This is a genomic window from Streptomyces sp. NPDC043680 (assembly GCF_056436685.1).
In genome coordinates, this window is the sequence record NZ_JBWKCE010000006.1 from 181,559 (window position 1) to 198,082 (window position 16,524).

The 16,524-nt window shown below is 73.1% G+C and carries 18 protein-coding genes; 10 read left to right on the forward strand and 8 right to left on the reverse strand.

Annotation, left to right across the window (positions count from 1 at the left end; translation table 11 throughout):
• Positions 1-63 precede the first annotated feature (63 nt).
• Positions 64-1,380 carry a PAS domain-containing protein gene (locus tag AC0666_RS15805; protein WP_468970156.1) on the forward strand — a complete coding sequence of 439 codons (1,317 nt, stop codon included), beginning with the start codon at positions 64-66 and terminating at the stop codon, positions 1,378-1,380.
• Between the two features lie 347 nt (positions 1,381-1,727).
• Here AC0666_RS15805 and AC0666_RS15810 read toward each other — a convergent pair whose 3' ends face one another.
• The gene (locus AC0666_RS15810) at positions 1,728-2,483 is read right to left on the reverse strand and encodes an SIS domain-containing protein (protein WP_468970153.1); all 756 of its coding nucleotides are present in this window, start codon (positions 2,481-2,483) and stop codon (positions 1,728-1,730) included.
• 179 nt (positions 2,484-2,662) lie between these two features.
• Between AC0666_RS15810 and AC0666_RS15815 the strand changes: the two genes are divergently transcribed.
• On the forward strand, positions 2,663-3,355 hold the full coding sequence (locus AC0666_RS15815) for an iron-dependent transcriptional repressor DtxR (RefSeq protein WP_356850688.1): 693 nt from the start codon (positions 2,663-2,665) through the stop codon (positions 3,353-3,355).
• 365 nt (positions 3,356-3,720) lie between these two features.
• Positions 3,721-4,602: an alpha/beta fold hydrolase gene (locus AC0666_RS15820; protein WP_468970150.1), complete on the forward strand. Its 882-nt coding sequence runs from the start codon at positions 3,721-3,723 to the stop codon at positions 4,600-4,602.
• 154 nt (positions 4,603-4,756) lie between these two features.
• Here the strand turns inward: AC0666_RS15820 and AC0666_RS15825 are convergent, their stop codons facing one another.
• The 3 genes from AC0666_RS15825 to AC0666_RS15835 form a co-directional block, all read right to left on the reverse strand.
• Positions 4,757-5,236 carry a hypothetical protein gene (locus AC0666_RS15825; protein WP_478707755.1) on the reverse strand — a complete coding sequence of 160 codons (480 nt, stop codon included), beginning with the start codon at positions 5,234-5,236 and terminating at the stop codon, positions 4,757-4,759.
• Between the two features lie 191 nt (positions 5,237-5,427).
• Complete coding sequence (locus AC0666_RS15830; RefSeq protein WP_478707756.1) at positions 5,428-5,637, reverse strand: hypothetical protein; 210 nt, start codon at positions 5,635-5,637, stop codon at positions 5,428-5,430.
• 391 nt (positions 5,638-6,028) lie between these two features.
• Positions 6,029-6,475, reverse strand: a complete 447-nt coding sequence (locus tag AC0666_RS15835; RefSeq protein WP_468970142.1) for a MarR family winged helix-turn-helix transcriptional regulator — start codon at positions 6,473-6,475, stop codon at positions 6,029-6,031.
• Positions 6,476-6,612: 137 nt separating this feature from the next.
• Between AC0666_RS15835 and AC0666_RS15840 the strand changes: the two genes are divergently transcribed.
• The 5 genes from AC0666_RS15840 to AC0666_RS15860 all read left to right on the forward strand — a co-directional run bounded on the left by AC0666_RS15840 (position 6,613) and on the right by AC0666_RS15860 (position 8,723).
• Complete coding sequence (locus AC0666_RS15840) at positions 6,613-7,029, forward strand: DMT family transporter (RefSeq protein WP_478707757.1); 417 nt, start codon at positions 6,613-6,615, stop codon at positions 7,027-7,029.
• A 129-nt stretch (positions 7,030-7,158) separates the two neighbouring features.
• Positions 7,159-7,476 (forward strand): DMT family transporter, encoded by a 318-nt coding sequence (locus AC0666_RS15845; protein ID WP_468581734.1) that lies wholly within the window; start codon positions 7,159-7,161, stop codon positions 7,474-7,476.
• A 47-nt stretch (positions 7,477-7,523) separates the two neighbouring features.
• Entirely contained in the window at positions 7,524-7,982 is a 459-nt protein-coding gene (locus tag AC0666_RS15850) for a tRNA-specific adenosine deaminase (protein ID WP_478707825.1), read from the forward strand.
• Positions 7,892-8,293, forward strand: coding sequence for an oxidoreductase (locus tag AC0666_RS15855; RefSeq protein ID WP_468970135.1), 402 nt, complete (start codon positions 7,892-7,894; stop codon positions 8,291-8,293). The genes AC0666_RS15850 and AC0666_RS15855 overlap by 91 nt, the downstream gene beginning before the upstream one ends.
• A 241-nt stretch (positions 8,294-8,534) precedes the next feature.
• Positions 8,535-8,723, forward strand: a complete 189-nt coding sequence (locus tag AC0666_RS15860) for a hypothetical protein (RefSeq protein ID WP_468970132.1) — start codon at positions 8,535-8,537, stop codon at positions 8,721-8,723.
• Between the two features lie 60 nt (positions 8,724-8,783).
• On the opposite strand, the gene AC0666_RS15865 is transcribed toward AC0666_RS15860, so the two are convergent.
• The 3 genes from AC0666_RS15865 to AC0666_RS15875 form a co-directional block, all read right to left on the reverse strand.
• Entirely contained in the window at positions 8,784-10,442 is a 1,659-nt protein-coding gene (locus AC0666_RS15865; RefSeq protein ID WP_478707758.1) for a transporter, read from the reverse strand.
• Positions 10,439-11,284 carry an ABC transporter ATP-binding protein gene (locus tag AC0666_RS15870; RefSeq protein ID WP_468581738.1) on the reverse strand — a complete coding sequence of 282 codons (846 nt, stop codon included), beginning with the start codon at positions 11,282-11,284 and terminating at the stop codon, positions 10,439-10,441. The genes AC0666_RS15865 and AC0666_RS15870 overlap by 4 nt, the downstream gene beginning before the upstream one ends.
• A 136-nt stretch (positions 11,285-11,420) precedes the next feature.
• Complete coding sequence (locus AC0666_RS15875) at positions 11,421-12,107, reverse strand: bifunctional DNA primase/polymerase (protein WP_468970126.1); 687 nt, start codon at positions 12,105-12,107, stop codon at positions 11,421-11,423.
• Positions 12,108-12,321: 214 nt separating this feature from the next.
• Between AC0666_RS15875 and AC0666_RS15880 the strand changes: the two genes are divergently transcribed.
• Together AC0666_RS15880 and AC0666_RS15885 are read left to right on the forward strand one after the other, a co-directional pair.
• The gene (locus tag AC0666_RS15880; protein WP_468970123.1) at positions 12,322-13,704 is read left to right on the forward strand and encodes an NsdA family TPR-like regulatory protein; all 1,383 of its coding nucleotides are present in this window, start codon (positions 12,322-12,324) and stop codon (positions 13,702-13,704) included.
• Positions 13,705-13,853: 149 nt separating this feature from the next.
• On the forward strand, positions 13,854-15,152 hold the full coding sequence (locus tag AC0666_RS15885; RefSeq protein ID WP_478707759.1) for a hypothetical protein: 1,299 nt from the start codon (positions 13,854-13,856) through the stop codon (positions 15,150-15,152).
• A 51-nt stretch (positions 15,153-15,203) separates the two neighbouring features.
• On the opposite strand, the gene AC0666_RS15890 is transcribed toward AC0666_RS15885, so the two are convergent.
• Positions 15,204-16,478: an ABC transporter substrate-binding protein gene (locus tag AC0666_RS15890; RefSeq protein WP_478707760.1), complete on the reverse strand. Its 1,275-nt coding sequence runs from the start codon at positions 16,476-16,478 to the stop codon at positions 15,204-15,206.
• Positions 16,479-16,524: the final 46 nt, after the last annotated feature.

Consider the following 16,524-nt stretch of genomic DNA (forward strand, 5'->3'; position numbering starts at 1 on the left):
GCGTCACGTTCCAGTTCAATGATCTGACGTGCCGCACACGCGAACACCTGCAGGGGGTGCCAGGTGAGTGCTTCCGGACGGAGTGAGACCGCCGACGATCTGCTCGCAGCGCTGCTGGACGGGATGGACGCGGCTCTCTGCGCCTTCGACGCCGACGGCGTGATCACCCACTGGAACCGCGAGGCCGAACGGATCCTCGGCTGGAGCGCCGCCGAGGCGGTGGGGCGCAAGGGCTTCGCCGGGTGGGCGGCGCGGGCCGCCGACGCCCAGGACGTCGAGGACCGGCTCATGGCCGCCCTGGAGGTTCCCGGCCGGCAGGTGAACGAGTTCGCGCTCCTCACCAAGGAGGGCGGCCGCGTCCTCGTGCGGACCCAGTCCGCCGGGGTGCCGGGCGCCGACGGGAAACCCGCCGGGGTGTACTGCGCCTTCACCGAGGTGCACACGCAGATCGACCTGGAGCGGTCCATCGCCCTGAGCGAGGCCCTGATGGAGGACGCCTCCTGGGGCGTCGTCCTCGTCGACGTGGACCTGCGCCCCGCCGTCGTCAACGCCCACGCCGCCCGCGCCTTCGGCTCCGGGCGCACGACGCTGCTCGGGCGGCCCCTCGGGGAACTGCTCAGCCAGGGCGTCGAGGAGCTGGAAGGCGCCCTCCAGCACGTGCTGGCCGACGGATCCTCGCCCGAGCCCGTCGAGCTCTGGGTGTCCGTGCCCACCCCCGAGGGGGTGCGGCGGCGGTGCTGGCGGTGCGGGTTCCTGCGGCTCGGTTCTCCGCTGGCGGAGGAGCCGGTACCGCTCGGCGTCGGCTGGCTGTTCCAGGACATCACCGAGGGCCGCCAGGCCGCGCTGGACACGGCCCAGCTGCGGTTCCGCTCCAGCCAGCTCCACCGGGCGGGGCGCGCGGCCGCCGAGTGCGAGGACCCGGCGGAGGCCGCGGTCGTACGCATGGACTTCGCCCTGGCCGGCTTCGCGGAGCACGCCCTGCTCGACGTTCTGGACCAGCCGGCCGATCCCGAGCGGCAGCGGCTCGTGCGCTCCGCCGCCTCGCCGCCGCTGCTGCCGGGATCCGGGGCGATCCCCGTGCGGTACGAGCCCGGACACCCGGCGCTCCAGGCCCTGGACCGGATCGGGTCGGTGCGCAGCAGCGCGCCGCGCGGGGAAGCGGCCGAGGGCTGGGCGCAGGCCCGCCACTGGCCGCGGGACACGGCGCACGCGCTGTGCACCGTACTGCGCAGCCGCGGGCGGACCCTGGGCGTGCTGACCTTCGTACGGGGACCGTCGCGGGCCGCCTTCGAGCAGGCGGACGCCGCGTACGCGGAGGAGGTCGCGGCCCGTGTCGCCGCCGACCTGGACCTGGCCCGCGTCCCGAAGGACGCGCCGTAGGACCCGGTCGTGAGGACCCGGTACAGGGCGCCATCCGGCAACCCCGCCCGGCCCCGGGAGCGGGGTGGGGCGGGGGTGGGGACCTGCGAGGAGAGGGGGCCCGTGCGCCGGTGCCGGTCCGTGGGTGGCGCTGCCTGTCAACGCCCGCCTCAGTGCCCCCTCTTCCCGCAGGTCCCCACCACCGACCAGCCTGCTCCCGCTCCCGGGGCCGGTCCGGTCGGGGTGGCGCCGTACCCGCCGCTCCGCCTCCCCCACCGCCCAGGACAGTGCACGGGCCCCGGTGAGGACCCGGTGGTGAAGGCCGGTCGTCAGGGCCTGGTGGCCGGCCCCGGTCGTTCCGTGGCGGACTAGTGGCGGAAGAAGATGCGGTCGCCGTACTCCTGGAGCACCCGGCCGTTCCACTCGTGGCCGCCGTCCACGTTGCCCGAGCGCAGCAGCGGGGGCTCCACCCCGCGGGCGGCGAGTTCGCCGGCCGCGGCCGCCATCACGGCCTGCATGATCGCGCTGGTGACGACGGTGGAGGCGGGGGCGAAGGGGGCGTCGATGCCGTCGAGGGTCAGCTCGGCGTCCCCGACCGCGATCTTGCTGTCGAGCACGATGTCGCAGTGGTCCTTGAGGAAGGTGCCCGAGACGTGTCGCGACCTGGTCTGCGTCGCGTAGGCCACCGAGGTCACGCCGATGACCTTGAGGCCGAGGGCGCGGGCGTTCATGGCCATCTCGACCGGCAGGGCGTTGCGCCCCGACAGGGAGATGATCACGAGGACGTCCCCGGCAGTGGCCGGGCTGCTGTCCAGGACGGCCCCGGCGAGGCCGTCGACCCGCTCCAGGGCGCTGCCCAGCGTGGCGGGCATGACGTCGACGCCGACCGTGCCGGGCACCGCGAGGAAGTTCATCAGCGCCAGCCCGCCGGCCCGGTAGACCACGTCCTGGGCCGGCAGCGAGGAGTGGCCGGCGCCGAAGGCGAACAGCCGGTTCCCGGCCGCCACCGCGTCGGCCATGACGGCCCCGGCCTCGGCGAGGCGCCCGCCCTCCTCCTCCCGCACCCGCTCCAGCAGGCCGATGGCGGCGTCGAGGAACTGACCGGCCAGCTTGCTCTCGCTCATACGCCGAAGGCCCTTCCGAAAGTGGGGTGCGTCCGTGTCCGCCGCTCACCGTGCGGTCTGTACCAAGGGCGTGTCAATACGGACGTCAATCCCCGGGCCCGCGCCCGGCACGGGACGGTTGTCGGCCCGATGCGTCAGAATTGGGGGCAGGGCCAGCGCACGATATCCGAGGGGCACGAATGTCCGGACTGATCGACACCACGGAGATGTATCTCCGCACCATCCTGGAGCTGGAAGAGGAAGGTGTGGTCCCCATGCGCGCCCGTATCGCCGAGCGGCTCGATCAGAGCGGCCCCACGGTGAGCCAGACGGTGGCGCGGATGGAGCGGGACGGCCTGGTGGCCGTCGCGACCGACCGGCACCTGGAGCTGACCGACGAGGGGCGGCGGCTGGCGACGCGCGTGATGCGCAAGCACCGGCTCGCCGAGTGTCTGCTCGTCGACGTCATCGGTCTGGAGTGGGAGCAGGTGCACGCCGAGGCCTGCCGCTGGGAGCACGTGATGAGCGAGGCGGTGGAGCGGCGGGTGCTGGAGCTGCTGCGCCACCCGACCGAGTCGCCGTACGGGAACCCGATCCCGGGCCTGGAGGAGCTCGGCGAGAAGGCCGAGGCGGACCCCTTCCTGGAGGACGGGATGGTCAGCCTCTCGGAGCTGGACCCGGGGACCGAGGGCAAGACCGTGGTCGTGCGCCGGATCGGCGAGCCGATCCAGACGGATGCGCAGCTGATGTACACGCTGCGGCGGGCCGGCGTGCAGCCGGGATCGGTGGTGAGCGTGACGGAGTCGCCGGGCGGGGTGCTGGTCGGCAGCGGCGGGGAGGCGGCCGAGCTGGAGGCGGACATCGCCTCGCACGTCTTCGTCGCCAAGCGCTGAGGCCTCGTCGGCTCGCGCCGGGGCCGCGCCCCGCGTCACCGTCACGTGTCCCGGTCACTCGTCCTGGGGATGTGTGGCGGGTGAGGTGGGGATGCGGTGCCAGGGTGTGGTGATGTGGGTGGTCCCGGCGCCTTGCGGCGCCGGGACCGGTCCTCCCCTTGCTGACCCGGAGCCCCGAGCTCTCAGGGTCATCCCCTCGGACCGTCTTCCCCGAGCGGCCCGTCCTCCCTGTGGAAAGGATCTCCATCGGCAGCGGTGGTCAATCCTTGAGCAAGGTCACTCGAAAGAGGGGTGTTGGGGGCGAGAACCCTGTTTTCGAATGCGGGTTCGATAGTCTGGCCGGGAGCGAAGGGGGTGCATCTGCGGTGGTACAGCGCATTGATGTGACGGGGTCCGACGGCGTGCGCCTGGCCGCTTGGGAGTTCCGGGAAGCCCAGGACGAGCCCGCGGACCCGCAGAGCCCGCGGGTGCTGTTACTCCACGGCCTGATGGGCCGTGCCTCCCACTGGGCCGGTACCGCCCGCTGGCTCGCCGAGGGCCGCCGCGTCGTGGCCCTCGACCAGCGCGGCCACGGACAGAGCGAGCGCCCGCCGACCCGCCCCGGCAGCCCGTACCCCCTCGGCCGCGAGGCCTTCGTGGCCGATGCGGAGGCGGCCATCGAGCAGCTCGGCCTGGCCCCGGTGACCGTGGTCGGCCACTCCATGGGCGCCCTCACCGGCTGGCAGCTCGCGGCCCGCCGCCCCGAGCTGGTCGAGGCCCTGGTGATCTGCGACATGCGGGCCTCCGCCCTCGGCGAAGCCTCCCAGCGCGCCTGGGAAGAATGGTTCCGCCGCTGGCCCCTGCCCTTCCCCACCCAGGACGCCGCCCGTCGCTGGTTCGGCGAGGACGACCCGCGGGTCGAGCGCCCCGACCCCGGCCGCGGCGCCTTCTTCGCCGAGGTGATGCACGAGGCCGCGGACGGCTGGCGCCCCCTCTTCTCCCGCCGCCAGATGCTGACGGCCCGGGAGACCTGGGTCCACGACGCGCACTGGGAGGAGTTGGCCCAGGTCCGCTGCCCGACCCTGGTCGTCCGGGGCCTCGACGGCGAGCTGGGCCGGGCCGAGGCCCAGGAAATGGTCCGCGTCCTGCCGGCCGGCCAGTATGCCGAAATCCCCGACGCGGGCCACTACCTCCACTACGACCAGCCGACCGCCTGGCGCGCGGCCCTCGAACCCTTCCTGGACCGCATCAGAGCCACCGCCCCCTGACGCCCCCGACCGGAGGAAGCCGAAGCCGCCCGGGTTACTCCGCTCTGTCCGTCCTGCCGAGCCGCAGGACGAACAGCATGCCGATCGCCGCCGTGCCCCCCACCGTCAGGCCCAGCACGGTGGCGCTGAAGGCGACGCCGCGCCCGTCGCTCAGTTAGCCCGCGGCGACGGGCAGGATCCCGGCGAAGAGGTAACCCCAGGCGTTCAGCGCGGCGTTCGACTCGGCCAGCCGGGGCGTCGGGACCCGCGCGTTCAGCAGGGAGAAGCCGCCGAGCCGGCTCATGCCCTGGCCGGCGCCCGCCGGCACGGCCGCGGCGAGCAGCCGGTGCGTGGGCCACCGGCTCACCGCGAACTGCACCCCGGTCGACGCCCCGAACATCACGAAGGCGGAGCCGCCCGCGACGAGCCGGTTCGAGGTGCCGAGGAGGTTCGCCAGCACGGACGGGCCGAAGGCGAGCAGGAACGAAGTCCCGGTCATGCCCGGCAGGTAGGCGGCCAGACTCGCCAGCAGGTCCTGCCGGTTGGGGCGGGGAACGGACGGCAGCCGCAGCCAGGATCCCGCTCCCCCCTCGCGCCGCACCTGTGGCAGACCGCGTACCACCGGCAGCGCCGGCGCGGTGTCCGCGGCGGTCAACCCGAAGCAGGTCGGCGGCCCACTGCGCGAAGTTGTCGAGGGCCGTGGCGGTGATGGGCGCGATCTTCGGTGTTCCGGTGGAGCCGGACGTGGTGAGTAGCAGGCGGGTGCCGGCGGGGTCGCCGGGCGAACCCCTCGGCGGCCGCCGCGTCGGGTGCGACGGCGGTCGCGCAGACCGTCCTCGTCGACGGTCAGGATCCGGGAGCAACGCGCTTGCGCGCAAAGGGTGTCGAGGCTTCCGTGCCCAGTTCGGGCGCCGGGGCGAGGACGCTGTGGCCGGCTCGGAAGGCCCCGATGAGCAGGGCGATCGTCTCGGGCCTCTTGTGCGCCGGGATGCACAGCGGCTGGTCGTGGGGCAGGGCCAGGTCGGCCGGCGGGTCGAGCGGTCGGAATGAAGGCACGGTTCCCCGGTCGTTCATCCGTCGATGCGAAGTGGTCGCCGATACGGATCACGGGGTGCACATGGCGGCTGCGAACGGGCTCCGGCCACGGCGCTGCGGCAGCAGCCCGGCCCCGGCTCACGTGCCCCCTGATCGTTGCAGTCTGAAGGTGTCCACCGAGGTCTATGCGCAGTCACGCATGTCTCAACCGAAGCAAGGGTGAGCCAGGTCACTTGAGCTTGCATGTTCAAGTACCCGCAACGGTGCTGTCGACAGAGGTGAGCCGCGGGGCACACCGGGTGGGGCGCAGGAAGCGCCGCGCTCACCCGGGGGTGTTCGCATGGGGGCGGAAACAAGTCAAAGCCGCCCGGACGGCGGGCGGCTCTCTTCGGTCCGAAGGCGACCGGCCTGCTCAGTACGCGCTGCGCAGTGCCTGCACGGTGCCGGCGAGCCTCGGGTCGGCGCCCATGGTGTTCAGTGCGGAGCTGAGCACCTCGGCGTAGGTGGTGCGGGCGGCGTTGTAGCGCTCGCGACCCTCCTCGGTGATGACCGCGTACACACCGCGCTTGTCGGCGGGACAGAGGTCCTTGTAGGCGAAACCGGCTGCGTCGAGGCGGCCCACCAGGCGGGTCACCGAGCTCTGGCCGAGGCCGATCCGGTCCGCGAGCTCCTGCATCCGCAGCTCGCCTTCGCCGGCCTGGGACAGGTCCTCCAGGGCCCGGTACTCGGAGAGTCCGATGCCGTGCCGGCGCTGCAGGGCCTGGGTCAGCGCGCGTTCGACCTGGTTGTGCAGGGTCAGGACCCGGCTCCACATCGCCTGGTCGGAGGAGGCAGGCGGTGCAAAGGGGCGTGTGGTCATCAGGTGAACCTCCTCCGGGATCAACGTTGACAACAAGATACATGACCATGCAAGCTTTTGTTCTGCCGCTCATCCCTGCCTAGGGACTTCTGAGGCCAAGAGTTATATGCACGTACAAGCAACTATATGGAGGCTTCATGTCCGCGAACACGGCGCCCGCCGGCTCCTCCAAGGGATGGGCCTGGCTGCTGTTCTCCTCGGTCTTCGAGATCACTTTCGCGCTCAGCACCAACGCCACCGACGGCTTCACCAAGCTGTGGCCCTCGCTGCTGACGGCCGCCGCCGCCTCCTGCGGCATCTACACGCTGTCCCAGGCCCTCAAGGCCATCGACGTCGGCGTCGGCTACACCGTCTGGTCCGGCATCGGCGGCGTCGGCACGGTCGTCTTCGGCACCCTCATCTACGGCGAGCCCATGACCGTCTGGAAGGTCCTCGCCTTCATCCTCATCATCGGCGGCGCCCTGGGCCTGCGGATCACCGACGACATCGCGGCCAAGAAGGCGGCCTCCGTCCCCGGAGCCCAGGCCGAGCCCGCTCCCGCTCCCGTCGCCTGACCGCTCCCGTCGCCTGACCGCGTACCCGCCCAACCGCGCCCGCGCCCGCACCCGCGCCCGCCGGCGCTCCACCCCACACCGCTCCTTCCGTCCCGTCCCGTCCCGTCACAGAACAGAAGGGCCGCTGTCATGACCTGGGTCTTCCTCGGCGTCGCCATCCTCTTCGAGATCGTCTTCGCGCTCGGCACCAATGCCACCAAGGGCTTCACCCGCCTGTGGCCCTCCGTGCTCACCCTGCTCGCCGCCGCGGGCGGCATCTACACCCTGTCGCTGGCCCTGCGCGAGCTGGACGTCAGCGTCGGCTACACCATCTGGACCGGTATCGGCGGCGTCGGCACCGTCATCCTCGGCTCGATCCTCTTCAAGGAGAAGATCACGCTCGCCCGTCTGATCTCCTTCGCGTCGATCATCGGCGGTGCCATCCTCCTGCGTCTGACCGCGGTCTGAGCCGGGAGGGAGCACGTCTGCGCATCACCGAGATCCCTCAGAGCGAGCTGACCGGCTGGGTCCGGGAAGCGGTACGGATCAGCCGTGAGCACGTCGCGGCCGGCGGCATCCCGTTCTCCGGCCTGGTCGTCAACAACGGCCGGATCCTCGGCACCGGCTTCAACCGGGTGCGCGAGGACAACGACCCCACCGCGCACGCCGAGGTCGTCGCACTGCGCGAGGCCGCCGCCCGGCACGGGCTGCGCGCCACCGCCGGGGCCACCCTGATTGCCAGGGCCGCTGCACGAAGCCACCCGCGACCTCCACCTACACCGCAACCCACCAGGAGGCCCTGCGGACCGCCCAGGCGTACCGGATCACCGTCGCCCCCACGATCATCATCGGCGACAACCACCGGATCGAGGGCGTCCCCGCCGTGGCGCAGCTGCGCAAGGCCGTGTTCGACGCCCGGGCCGAACAGGCCGTGGTCCAGGGCGCCGCCTGCGGGTCGAAGGGTGCTGACATGACGGTGGCACACCCCGCCCTCGCCGCGATCCGGTTCGCGCACCTCGACCTGCCCAACCGGCTCGCCGTCGCCCCGATGACCCGGGTGTCGGCCACCGCCGACGGCCGGGCCACCGCGGACATGGCCGCGTACTACGAGGGCTACGCGCAGGGCGGTTTCGGGCTCGTCATCACCGAGGGCACCTACACCGACACCGCCTTCAGCCAGGGCTACACCAACCAGCCGGGCATCGCCGGCCCCGCGCACCGGGCGGCCCGGCGGCAGGTCACCACCCGGGTGCACGCGGCCGGGGGCGGACCGTCCTCCAGCTGATGCACGCGGGCGCCCTGGCCCAGGGCAACCGCTACCGGGACGGCACCGCGGGCCCCTCCGCGGTCTGACCGTTCGGCACGCAGCTGGCGAGGTTCCGCGGCGCCGGGGCCCTGGCGGGTGCCGGCCGAGATGACCAGAAGGCACAGCCCTCGACGGCGGGAACGCCCTCATCCTCCCCGCGCTGGCCCGGGCCACGACCGGCCTGCCGGTCATCGCCAACGGCGGGCTGCGCGATCCCGCCGTGGCCCGGCGGGTGCTGGAAGAGGGCCATGCCGAACTGCTCGCCCTGGGCACGGCGGCGCCGGCCGACCCCGACCTGCCGCGCAGGCTGGTGGAGGGAGTGCCGCTCACGCCGTTCGACCCGGCCGTGCTGAACCCGCTGGCCACGCTGGAGAACGCCCGCCGGGTCCGGGCCGGCCAGCCGGCGTGAGCGTCGGGAGGGGGTGACCGGCCTCCCCGGCCCGTCACCCCCTCCCGTACACCCACACGGTCAGCCCTTGCTGACCGCCAGCAGGATCTCCGGGAGCCTGCGCGCCACCATCGGCGCGGCCAGGCGCAGCCCCGACCAGGCGGCCAGGGCGCCCCACAGCACACCCAGGGGCAGCAGCACCCAGGAGAGGGACTGCTGGTCCGCCACGTTGCACCAGATCGCCAGGGCGATCACCGGAGAGGAGACCACCGCCGAGGCCAGCAGGCCGCCGAAGATGCCCGCCCACGCCAGACCGCCCTGCCCCGGGGCGACGTTCTTGAAGGCGCCGTCCGTGGGAACGGAGTACGGGAAACGGGCCGAAGCCAGCGCGCCCGAGCACAGCATCGAACCCAGCAGGGCCAGGGCCACCCCCAGGGCGGCCGGGAAGCCCCGCCAGTCGTGCACCAGGGCGGCCGTCACCGCCGTCACCAGCACCGTGTACGGGACGGTGACCAGGGCCAGGGCGCAGGCACGGCCGCGCAGTTCCGTGAACGCGTCGCGCGGGGTCGAGATGGTCTGCGCGACCATCCAGAACGCCGAGGTGTCCTGGCCGAACTGGTTGTACATCTGCACACCGAGCATGCCCGCGCCGAAGCAGGCCAGATAGACCGAACCCGTGCCCTGCAGGGCGTTGAAGACCGGCACGATCAGCCCGACCACCAGGGCCGTCACCCACGCCGCCTTGGTCTTCGGGTCGCGGACCACATAGCGCAGGGTGCGCTGCATGATCGCGCCGGTGCGTCCGCCCGGCAGCAGGGAGCGGGCCGGGCCGCCGGCCGCGGACCTGCGCTGCTTCGGCTGCGCCGCCGCGATCGTCGACCCGTCGGGGGTGACCATCAGCTTCGTCAGGCTCCGCTCCCAGGCCATCAGGAGCAGCGCCAGCGCAAGGAGGGTCAGGGCCAGTTGGGCCGCCGCCACCCCGTACGCGCCCTCGCTCGCCGAGTCGACCATGCCGACGGCCGTCGCCGGCGGCAGCCACCGCAGCACCGCCTCGGCCGGCTCCAGCCGCTCCAGGCCGCCCGTCTCGAACAGGCGCTGGCCGGCGAAGTTGGCCACCTGCGCGCCCACGCCGATCACCAGCCCGCTGAGCAGCGCGAGGTCACGCCCCTTGCGGCTGGTCAGCAGCCGGACGTTTGCCGTGGCCACGGCACGGGCCAGGGCGACACAGCCCAGCAGGAGCAGCGGTACGGCCACCACCGCGGCCACCGCCCCGGCGGCCCCGCGCGCGACGGCCACCACCGAGCCCACGGCCAGGCACACGGTGAACAGCGGCCCGATGCCGACCAGCGAGGAGGCCAGCAGGGCCCGGACGAGCGGACGCGGGCGCAGCGGCAGCATGACCAGCCGGCTCGGGTCGAGGGTCTCGTCGCCGGAGGGGAAGAACAGCGGCATCACCGACCAGCCGAGCGCGAGGATCGCGGCCAGCAGGACGACGACCGTCCCGGCATGGGCGTGACCGTGCAGCAACGTCAGGCCGAGGATGAGGAAGAAGCCCACCACCAGGGCGAACGCCAGCGAGGAGAAGTAGGCGGCCTTGCGCTTCGACGAGCCCTTGAGGCCGTTGCGCAGCAGCGACAGCTTCAGCCGGATGAAGATCCGCGTCAGGTTCACCGCCGGAGCCGCGGCCACCGCCGCAGTCGCCTCCTGGACCCCGGTCGCGGCCGGAACGGAGGCGCTCACCGGGCCGCCTGCCCGCCGCCGAGCCAGTCGAGGGAGTCGCCCGCGTCGCGCCCGCCCGCACCGACCAGTTCGAGGAAGGCGGACTGCAGCGACGGCGCGTCGCCCCGTACGGCGGCCAGCGGGCCCGCGGCGCGGATCCGGCCGGCGGCCATGACGGCGACCCAGTCGCACAGCGACTCCACCAGCTCCATCACGTGGGAGGAGAAGACGACCGTGGCACCGGAGGAGGTGTAACGTTCCAGCACCCCGCGGATGGTCTGCGCCGACACCGGGTCCACGCCCTCGAACGGCTCGTCGAGAAAGAGCACTTCGGGATTGTGCAGCAGCGCCGCGGCCAGCCCGATCTTCTTCCGCATGCCCGTCGAGTAGTCCACGACCAGCTTGTGCTGCGAGCCCGCGAGGTCGAGGACCTCCAGCAGCTGCGTCGCCCGCTTGTCGGTCTCCTCGCCCGGCAGCCCCCGCAACCGGCCCATGTAGCCGAGCAGTTCACGCCCCGACAGCCGCTCGAACATGCGCAGCCCCTCGGGCAGCACGCCGATCCGCGACTTCACCTCGGCCGGATCGGCCCACACGTCGTGCCCGGCGACGACGACCCGCCCCATGTCCGGGCGCAGCAGTCCCGTCACCATCGACAGCGTGGTCGTCTTGCCCGCGCCGTTCGGGCCGACCAGGCCTATGAACCTGCCGGCGGGCAGCTCCAAGTCGATCCCGGCCACCGCCACCTGCTCGCCGAAGCGCTTCCACAGCCCTTCGACCCGTACTGCCGCCGGTACGGCGGACGGCGCGGGTCGCGCACCGCCCGGACCGTCCGTCCCGCCCGTCGCATCACCCTGGTGCGGCATGCGCCTGCCTCTCGTTCTGTTCCCCGTGGTCGTGCGGTCCTCACGATAGGAGCCGGGGGAGAGGAGGGGCAGTTACGTATGTCATGACTTCCGGTGCCGTGACCTCCGCCGCGGACCGCCACCGCCCGGGCCGGGCTCAGGAGTTGCGCCGGGACCGCTCCGACGCGGCTTCACGCCCGCACGCGTAGGCCAGCGCGTCGATCAGCTCCTCCGCGTCCGGCAGCCAGCGGTTCGCCGGTGTGGGCCGCCGCGCCCACTGCACTGCGCCCCGGCCGCCGAAGCGGGTGGGCGGGGCGGCCACGTACTCGCCCTCACCGCGCGCGACCAGGTCGATCGCGGCCGGGGACCAGCCGAGCTTGCGCACCAGGTCCGGCACCTTCGCCCCGGCTCCCGGCAGGACGAAGAACAGCATCCGGTGGTCGGGGGTGAGGGTGACCGGGCCGAGCGTGCGCTGCATCCGCTCCAGCCGCGCCAGCGCCAGGAATCCGGCGGTATCCGGCACGTCCAGCGCGTCGAAGGTCCGGCCCGTCGGCAGCAGGATCGACGCCTCCGGCTGCCGCCCCCACAGCCGCCGGACCTGTACGGCGCTGCCGGTGGCCTGCGCCGCCCAGTCCTTCACCGTGGCGTGCGCGCCCGGCGCCACGCAGTCCTCCGCCCCGCAGGAGCACAGCTCCCGTCCGTCACCGGGCTCCAGCCAGGCGCCGGCGAAGACATCCCAGTGCCGCTCTTCCACGTACCGCACGGCATGGTCCAACAGCTGCTCGCCGCGCTGCCTGGGGATGGGTGCGGTCTCCGTGACTCCGATGGTCTCTTCCACGCCCATCACAACTCTCGGGGTCACCCGGGGTTACGGGCGTAAACCGTGCGGTGGACGGAGCATCGATCCTGCATGCGGGGCGCACTGATGCACGCGCGGGGGCGCGTGGGAGGCCGGAGCGCTGGAGTTGGGTAGCGACACGACGCAGAGCGGATGATTCTCCGCAACTCAGGCGGGAAGTGATCATTCCAACGATCACCCGCGGCCACTGGGGGTTTTCATGGCAGCCAGGCCTCTCGTCGCGCGCCAGCCGAATGAACGGCTACAGGCGCTCATCCAGGAAGCCGGGTGCTCGAATGCCGGGCTTGCCCGGCGCGTCAACATGTGCGGGGCCGAACACGGCCTCGATCTCCGCTACGACAAGACTTCCGTCGCCCGCTGGCTGCGCGGCCAGCAGCCGCGCGGCCGGGCGCCCGGCATCATCGCCGAGGCGCTCGGGCGCAAACTCGGCCGGACCGTCACCATCGACGAGATCGGCATGGCCAACGGCAAGAACCTCGCCTCCGGCATCGGCCTGCAGTTCTCCCCGACCGTCGTCGGGGCCATCGAGCAGGTCAGCGAGCTGTGGCGCAGCGATGTCGGGCGCCGCGACTTCCTGTCCGGGTCGAGCGTCGCTGCGTCCGCGCTCGTCGAGCCGAGCCGCGACTGGCTGATCACCGGGGCCGACGCGCAGGTCGCCCGCAACGGGGGCGCGCGTGTCGGGATGCCGGACGTGGAGGCCGTACGGGCCACTACCGAGGCCCTCAAGGACCTCGACCACCGCTTCGGCAGCGGCCACGTCCGGCCCGTCGTCGTCCACTACCTCAACTCCGTGGTGTCCGGGCTGATCGGCGGCTCGTACAGAGAGCCGGTGGGGCGGGCGCTGTTCGCGGCGGTGGCCCGGCTGACCGAACTGGCCGGGTACATGGCGGTGGACACCGGCCAGCCGGGCCTCGCCCAGCGCTACTACATCCAGGCGCTGCGGCTGGCCCAGGCCGCCGGGGACCGGGCGTACGGGGGCTACGTGCTGGCGGCGTCCATGAGCCACCTGGCCGCCGAGCTGGGCAACCCCCGCGAGATCGCGCAGCTCGCGCGGGCGGCCCAGGAAGGCACCCGCGGGCAGGTCCCCCCGCGGGTGGAGGCGATGTTCTACGCCGCGGAGGCGCGCGGGCACGCGCTGCTGGGCGACGCGCGGGCGACGGCCGTCCTGACCTCGCGGGCGGTCGGCGCGCTGGAGCGGGCGGATCCGGAGTCGGGTGACGATCCGGTGTGGATCCGGCATTTCGACCAGGCGTACCTCGCCGACGAACTGGCCCACTGCCACCGGGACCTGGGCCAGGCGGACGCGGCGGCCCAGCAGGCGGAGCTGGCCCTGCGGGGCCTGCCGGCGGGCAAGGCGCGGCGCCGGTCGATCGGGTTGCTGCTGCTGGCTGCCGCGCAGGTGCAGCAGCGGGAGGTGGAGCAGGCGTGCCAGACCGCCGCGCAGGCGGCGGAACTGCTGTCGGGGCTGCGCTCGAACCGCGGCGGCGAGTACCTGGACGACTTCCGCCGCCGGTTGGACCCGTACCGGGAGGAGGCCGCGGTCCGGGAGTTCACCGCCCGACTGGAGACCGCGGCGGCCTGAGCCGCGGGGCGGGGTCCGCGGCTCCGCGGCCCGGGGGCCGTGGGGCTCGCGGGGGCCGCGCGAGCCGTGGGGGTCTGACGGCGAGGTGGGTGACCGGGTAGCGTGAGGCGACGGTTGCGGAGGTCGGAGTAGTCGGTGAAGGAGTCCCGGTGACGGAGAGCGGACAGGGGAGCGGCGACCACGCCGCCCCGCAGGCCGGCGCGCCGTGGGGTCCCGACCCGGCGGAGCCGGCCTACGGGCACGTGGTCGGGCCCGGGTACGAGGGGCCGGGCGAGCCGCACGGATACGGCTACCCGCCGCTCCCGGAGGCCGTGACCCAGTACATCCCGCCGGTCCCGGCGGCTCCGGGGCAGGACGAGGCGGCGACCCAGTACATTCCGCCGGTGCCGGCGTCCCCCGGGCACCATGAGGCCGCGACGCAGTACATCCCGCCGGTCCCTGCGTCCGCCGGTCAGGACGAGGCCGCGACCCAGTACATCCCGCCGGTGCCGGCGTCCCCCGGGCACCACGAGGCCGCGACGCAGTACATCCCGCCGGTCCCTGCGTCCGCCGGTCAGGACGAGGCCGCGACGCAGTACATCCCGCCCGTTCCGGCCGCTCCCGACGCCTTCGACGGGCTGTTCCGCGACTCCGGCGCAGCCGCCCAGGGGCACACCCAGCAGCTGCCGCCGGTCCAGGAACCGGTGCTGCGGCAGCCGCCGCCGCGGGCGTACCCGCCGCGCGGGCAGCGCCCCGTACCGCCCCCGCCCCAGCAGTTCCAGCCGCACCCCCAGTACGCCCCGCCCGCGCCGCCGCCCCCGCCGGAGGCGGGCCGCCGGGTGTCGCCCGTGGTCGTCGGCGCCGTCGTCATCGGCCTGGCCGTCGTCGGGCTCGGCGTCGGTGCGCTGCTCAGCGACGGCAAGGCACGCAACAACGACCCCGGCGCGGTCGGGGCCGCCCCCAGCGCCGGCAGCTCGACCGCGGCCGGTGGCGGAGAGGCCCCCGTCGACCCGGCCCGCTCCCAGGCCGTCCAGCTGGACAAGCTCCTCGCGGACAGCAATGACAGCCGCGCCGCCGTCATCCGGGCCGTCGACGACATCAAGGGCTGCCGCAACCTCGGCCAGGCGGCGAACGACCTGCGCGACGCCGCCCGTCAGCGCGAGCAGCTCGTCACCCGTCTCCAGGACCTGAAGATCGACCAGCTCCCGGACAACGCGAAGCTGGCCGGCTCCCTCACCAAGGCCTGGCAGGCGTCGGCGGACGCCGACAACAGCTACGCCGCCTGGGCGGACGACGTCTCCGGAGAGAAGAAGGGCTGCAAGGACGGGCAGGCCAAGTCGACCGGCAACGCCGCACAGGGCAACAAGTCGAGCGGCGAGGCGACGAAGGCGAAGGAGTCGGCCGCGACCCTGTGGAACGCGATAGCGGCCAAGTACAACCTCACCAAGCGGGACAAGTCCCAGCTGTAGCCCGGGGGGCCCGCCCGGCGGGGATCCGGCCCTCCCGCGCCACGTGCAGGCTCACGCCGTGCGCGGGGCCTGCTCCAGCGTCTGCGTCATGTCCATCGACTGCTCGCCCTGCTGGGCGACCAGCCGGCCGGCCTGGACGACCTGGAAGGTGACCCGCCCGTTCACGATCCGCGGGAGGCCGGCGACGGCGCGCATGTCCTTGTAGCGCCAGCTGAGGTCCGGGGTCAGGCCGCCGGTCTGCACGGGCTCCGACTGGTTCAGCATGCGCGCCACCTTGCGCCCCGTCATGTCCTCGCCGGACTTGAACCGCTTCAGGGTCTCGCTCAGCACGGTGTACGCGATCCACGTGGTCTGCGTACCGCTGTCGTCGGGGTCCACGGCGTCGTTGCCGAAGGCGTACTCGGAGATCACCTTCCGCATCGGCTGCCACAGCGGATCGCCCGACACCGGGTACCAGCTCGTGAGGTACGCGCCCTCGAACGGGCTCTCCTTGCCGCCGGTGCGGTCGACCAGGGCCTGGCTGACACTGCCCAGCACCGAGGAGATCTGCGGGTTCCGGTGCTTGTCGTCGGCCCGGCGGAAGGCGTCGAAGAAGGTTTCGGTGCGTTCGCCGAGCACGGCCGTCACGCAACGCTTCTCCTTGCCGCCCGAGGGGTCGGCCAGTGCCTCCCGGGCCTGCGGGAGGTAGTCCCCCGAGTCCTCGGCGGCCCGGATGTCGCTGGCCTCGGGCATCTTGTTGGCCTTCAGACCGGCATTGAGCAGCACCGGCATGGAGTCGCCCGCGAGGGTGTCCGGGCGGACCAGCGCGACCTGGCTGCAGGCCCGCCCCAACTGGTGTCCGGCCCCGGCGAGGAGCACGGGCTGGCCGCCGTTGACGGGGTAGGACAGGGTGCTCTGGAACTCCTCCGAGGAGACCCCGTACCCGCCGATGAAGGGGATGCCCTCACCCTCCAGGGGAGCCATGAAGGCGCGTCCGTGCTGGCTGTACGAGCCGACGACCGCGACCGCCTTCTCCGCGATGGCCTTGCGGGCACAGTCGGCGGCGCCGTTCGTCGTGTTCTTCTCGTTGCAGGTCAGGACGCGCAATCTGTGGCCGTTGATGCCGCCCTTGGCGTTGACCCAGGCCTCGTACGCCTTCGCCATCCCCGGCATTCCGGGCATGTTGGTGGCTTTGGTGTCCTGGGGGGCGAAGGTCATGACCGTGATGGTGTCCCCGGAGCCCCCCGAGCCTCCGGGGACCACCCCGCATCCGGCGACGAGACACGCACCCGTCGCCGTGGCCGTGAAGGTGCGGGAGAGGAATGCGGTGCGTCGCCGATCGGTCATGTCCATGCACCATTCCGCCCGAGGGGTAACCGAACGGTGAGGGACC

Bases quoted from the DNA above. Each gene is read 5' to 3' on its own strand.
- AC0666_RS15810 (WP_468970153.1), bottom strand. From the start codon at position 2,483: ATGAGCGAGAGCAAGCTGGCCGGTCAGTTCCTCGACGCCGCCATCGGC.
- AC0666_RS15815 (WP_356850688.1), top strand. From the start codon at position 2,663: ATGTCCGGACTGATCGACACCACGGAGATGTATCTCCGCACCATCCTG.
- AC0666_RS15835 (WP_468970142.1), bottom strand. From the start codon at position 6,475: ATGACCACACGCCCCTTTGCACCGCCTGCCTCCTCCGACCAGGCGATG.
- AC0666_RS15840 (WP_478707757.1), top strand. From the start codon at position 6,613: ATGTCCGCGAACACGGCGCCCGCCGGCTCCTCCAAGGGATGGGCCTGG.
- AC0666_RS15845 (WP_468581734.1), top strand. From the start codon at position 7,159: ATGACCTGGGTCTTCCTCGGCGTCGCCATCCTCTTCGAGATCGTCTTC.
- AC0666_RS15870 (WP_468581738.1), bottom strand. From the start codon at position 11,284: ATGCCGCACCAGGGTGATGCGACGGGCGGGACGGACGGTCCGGGCGGT.
- AC0666_RS15875 (WP_468970126.1), bottom strand. From the start codon at position 12,107: ATGGGCGTGGAAGAGACCATCGGAGTCACGGAGACCGCACCCATCCCC.
- AC0666_RS15880 (WP_468970123.1), top strand. From the start codon at position 12,322: ATGGCAGCCAGGCCTCTCGTCGCGCGCCAGCCGAATGAACGGCTACAG.
- AC0666_RS15890 (WP_478707760.1), bottom strand. From the start codon at position 16,478: ATGACCGATCGGCGACGCACCGCATTCCTCTCCCGCACCTTCACGGCC.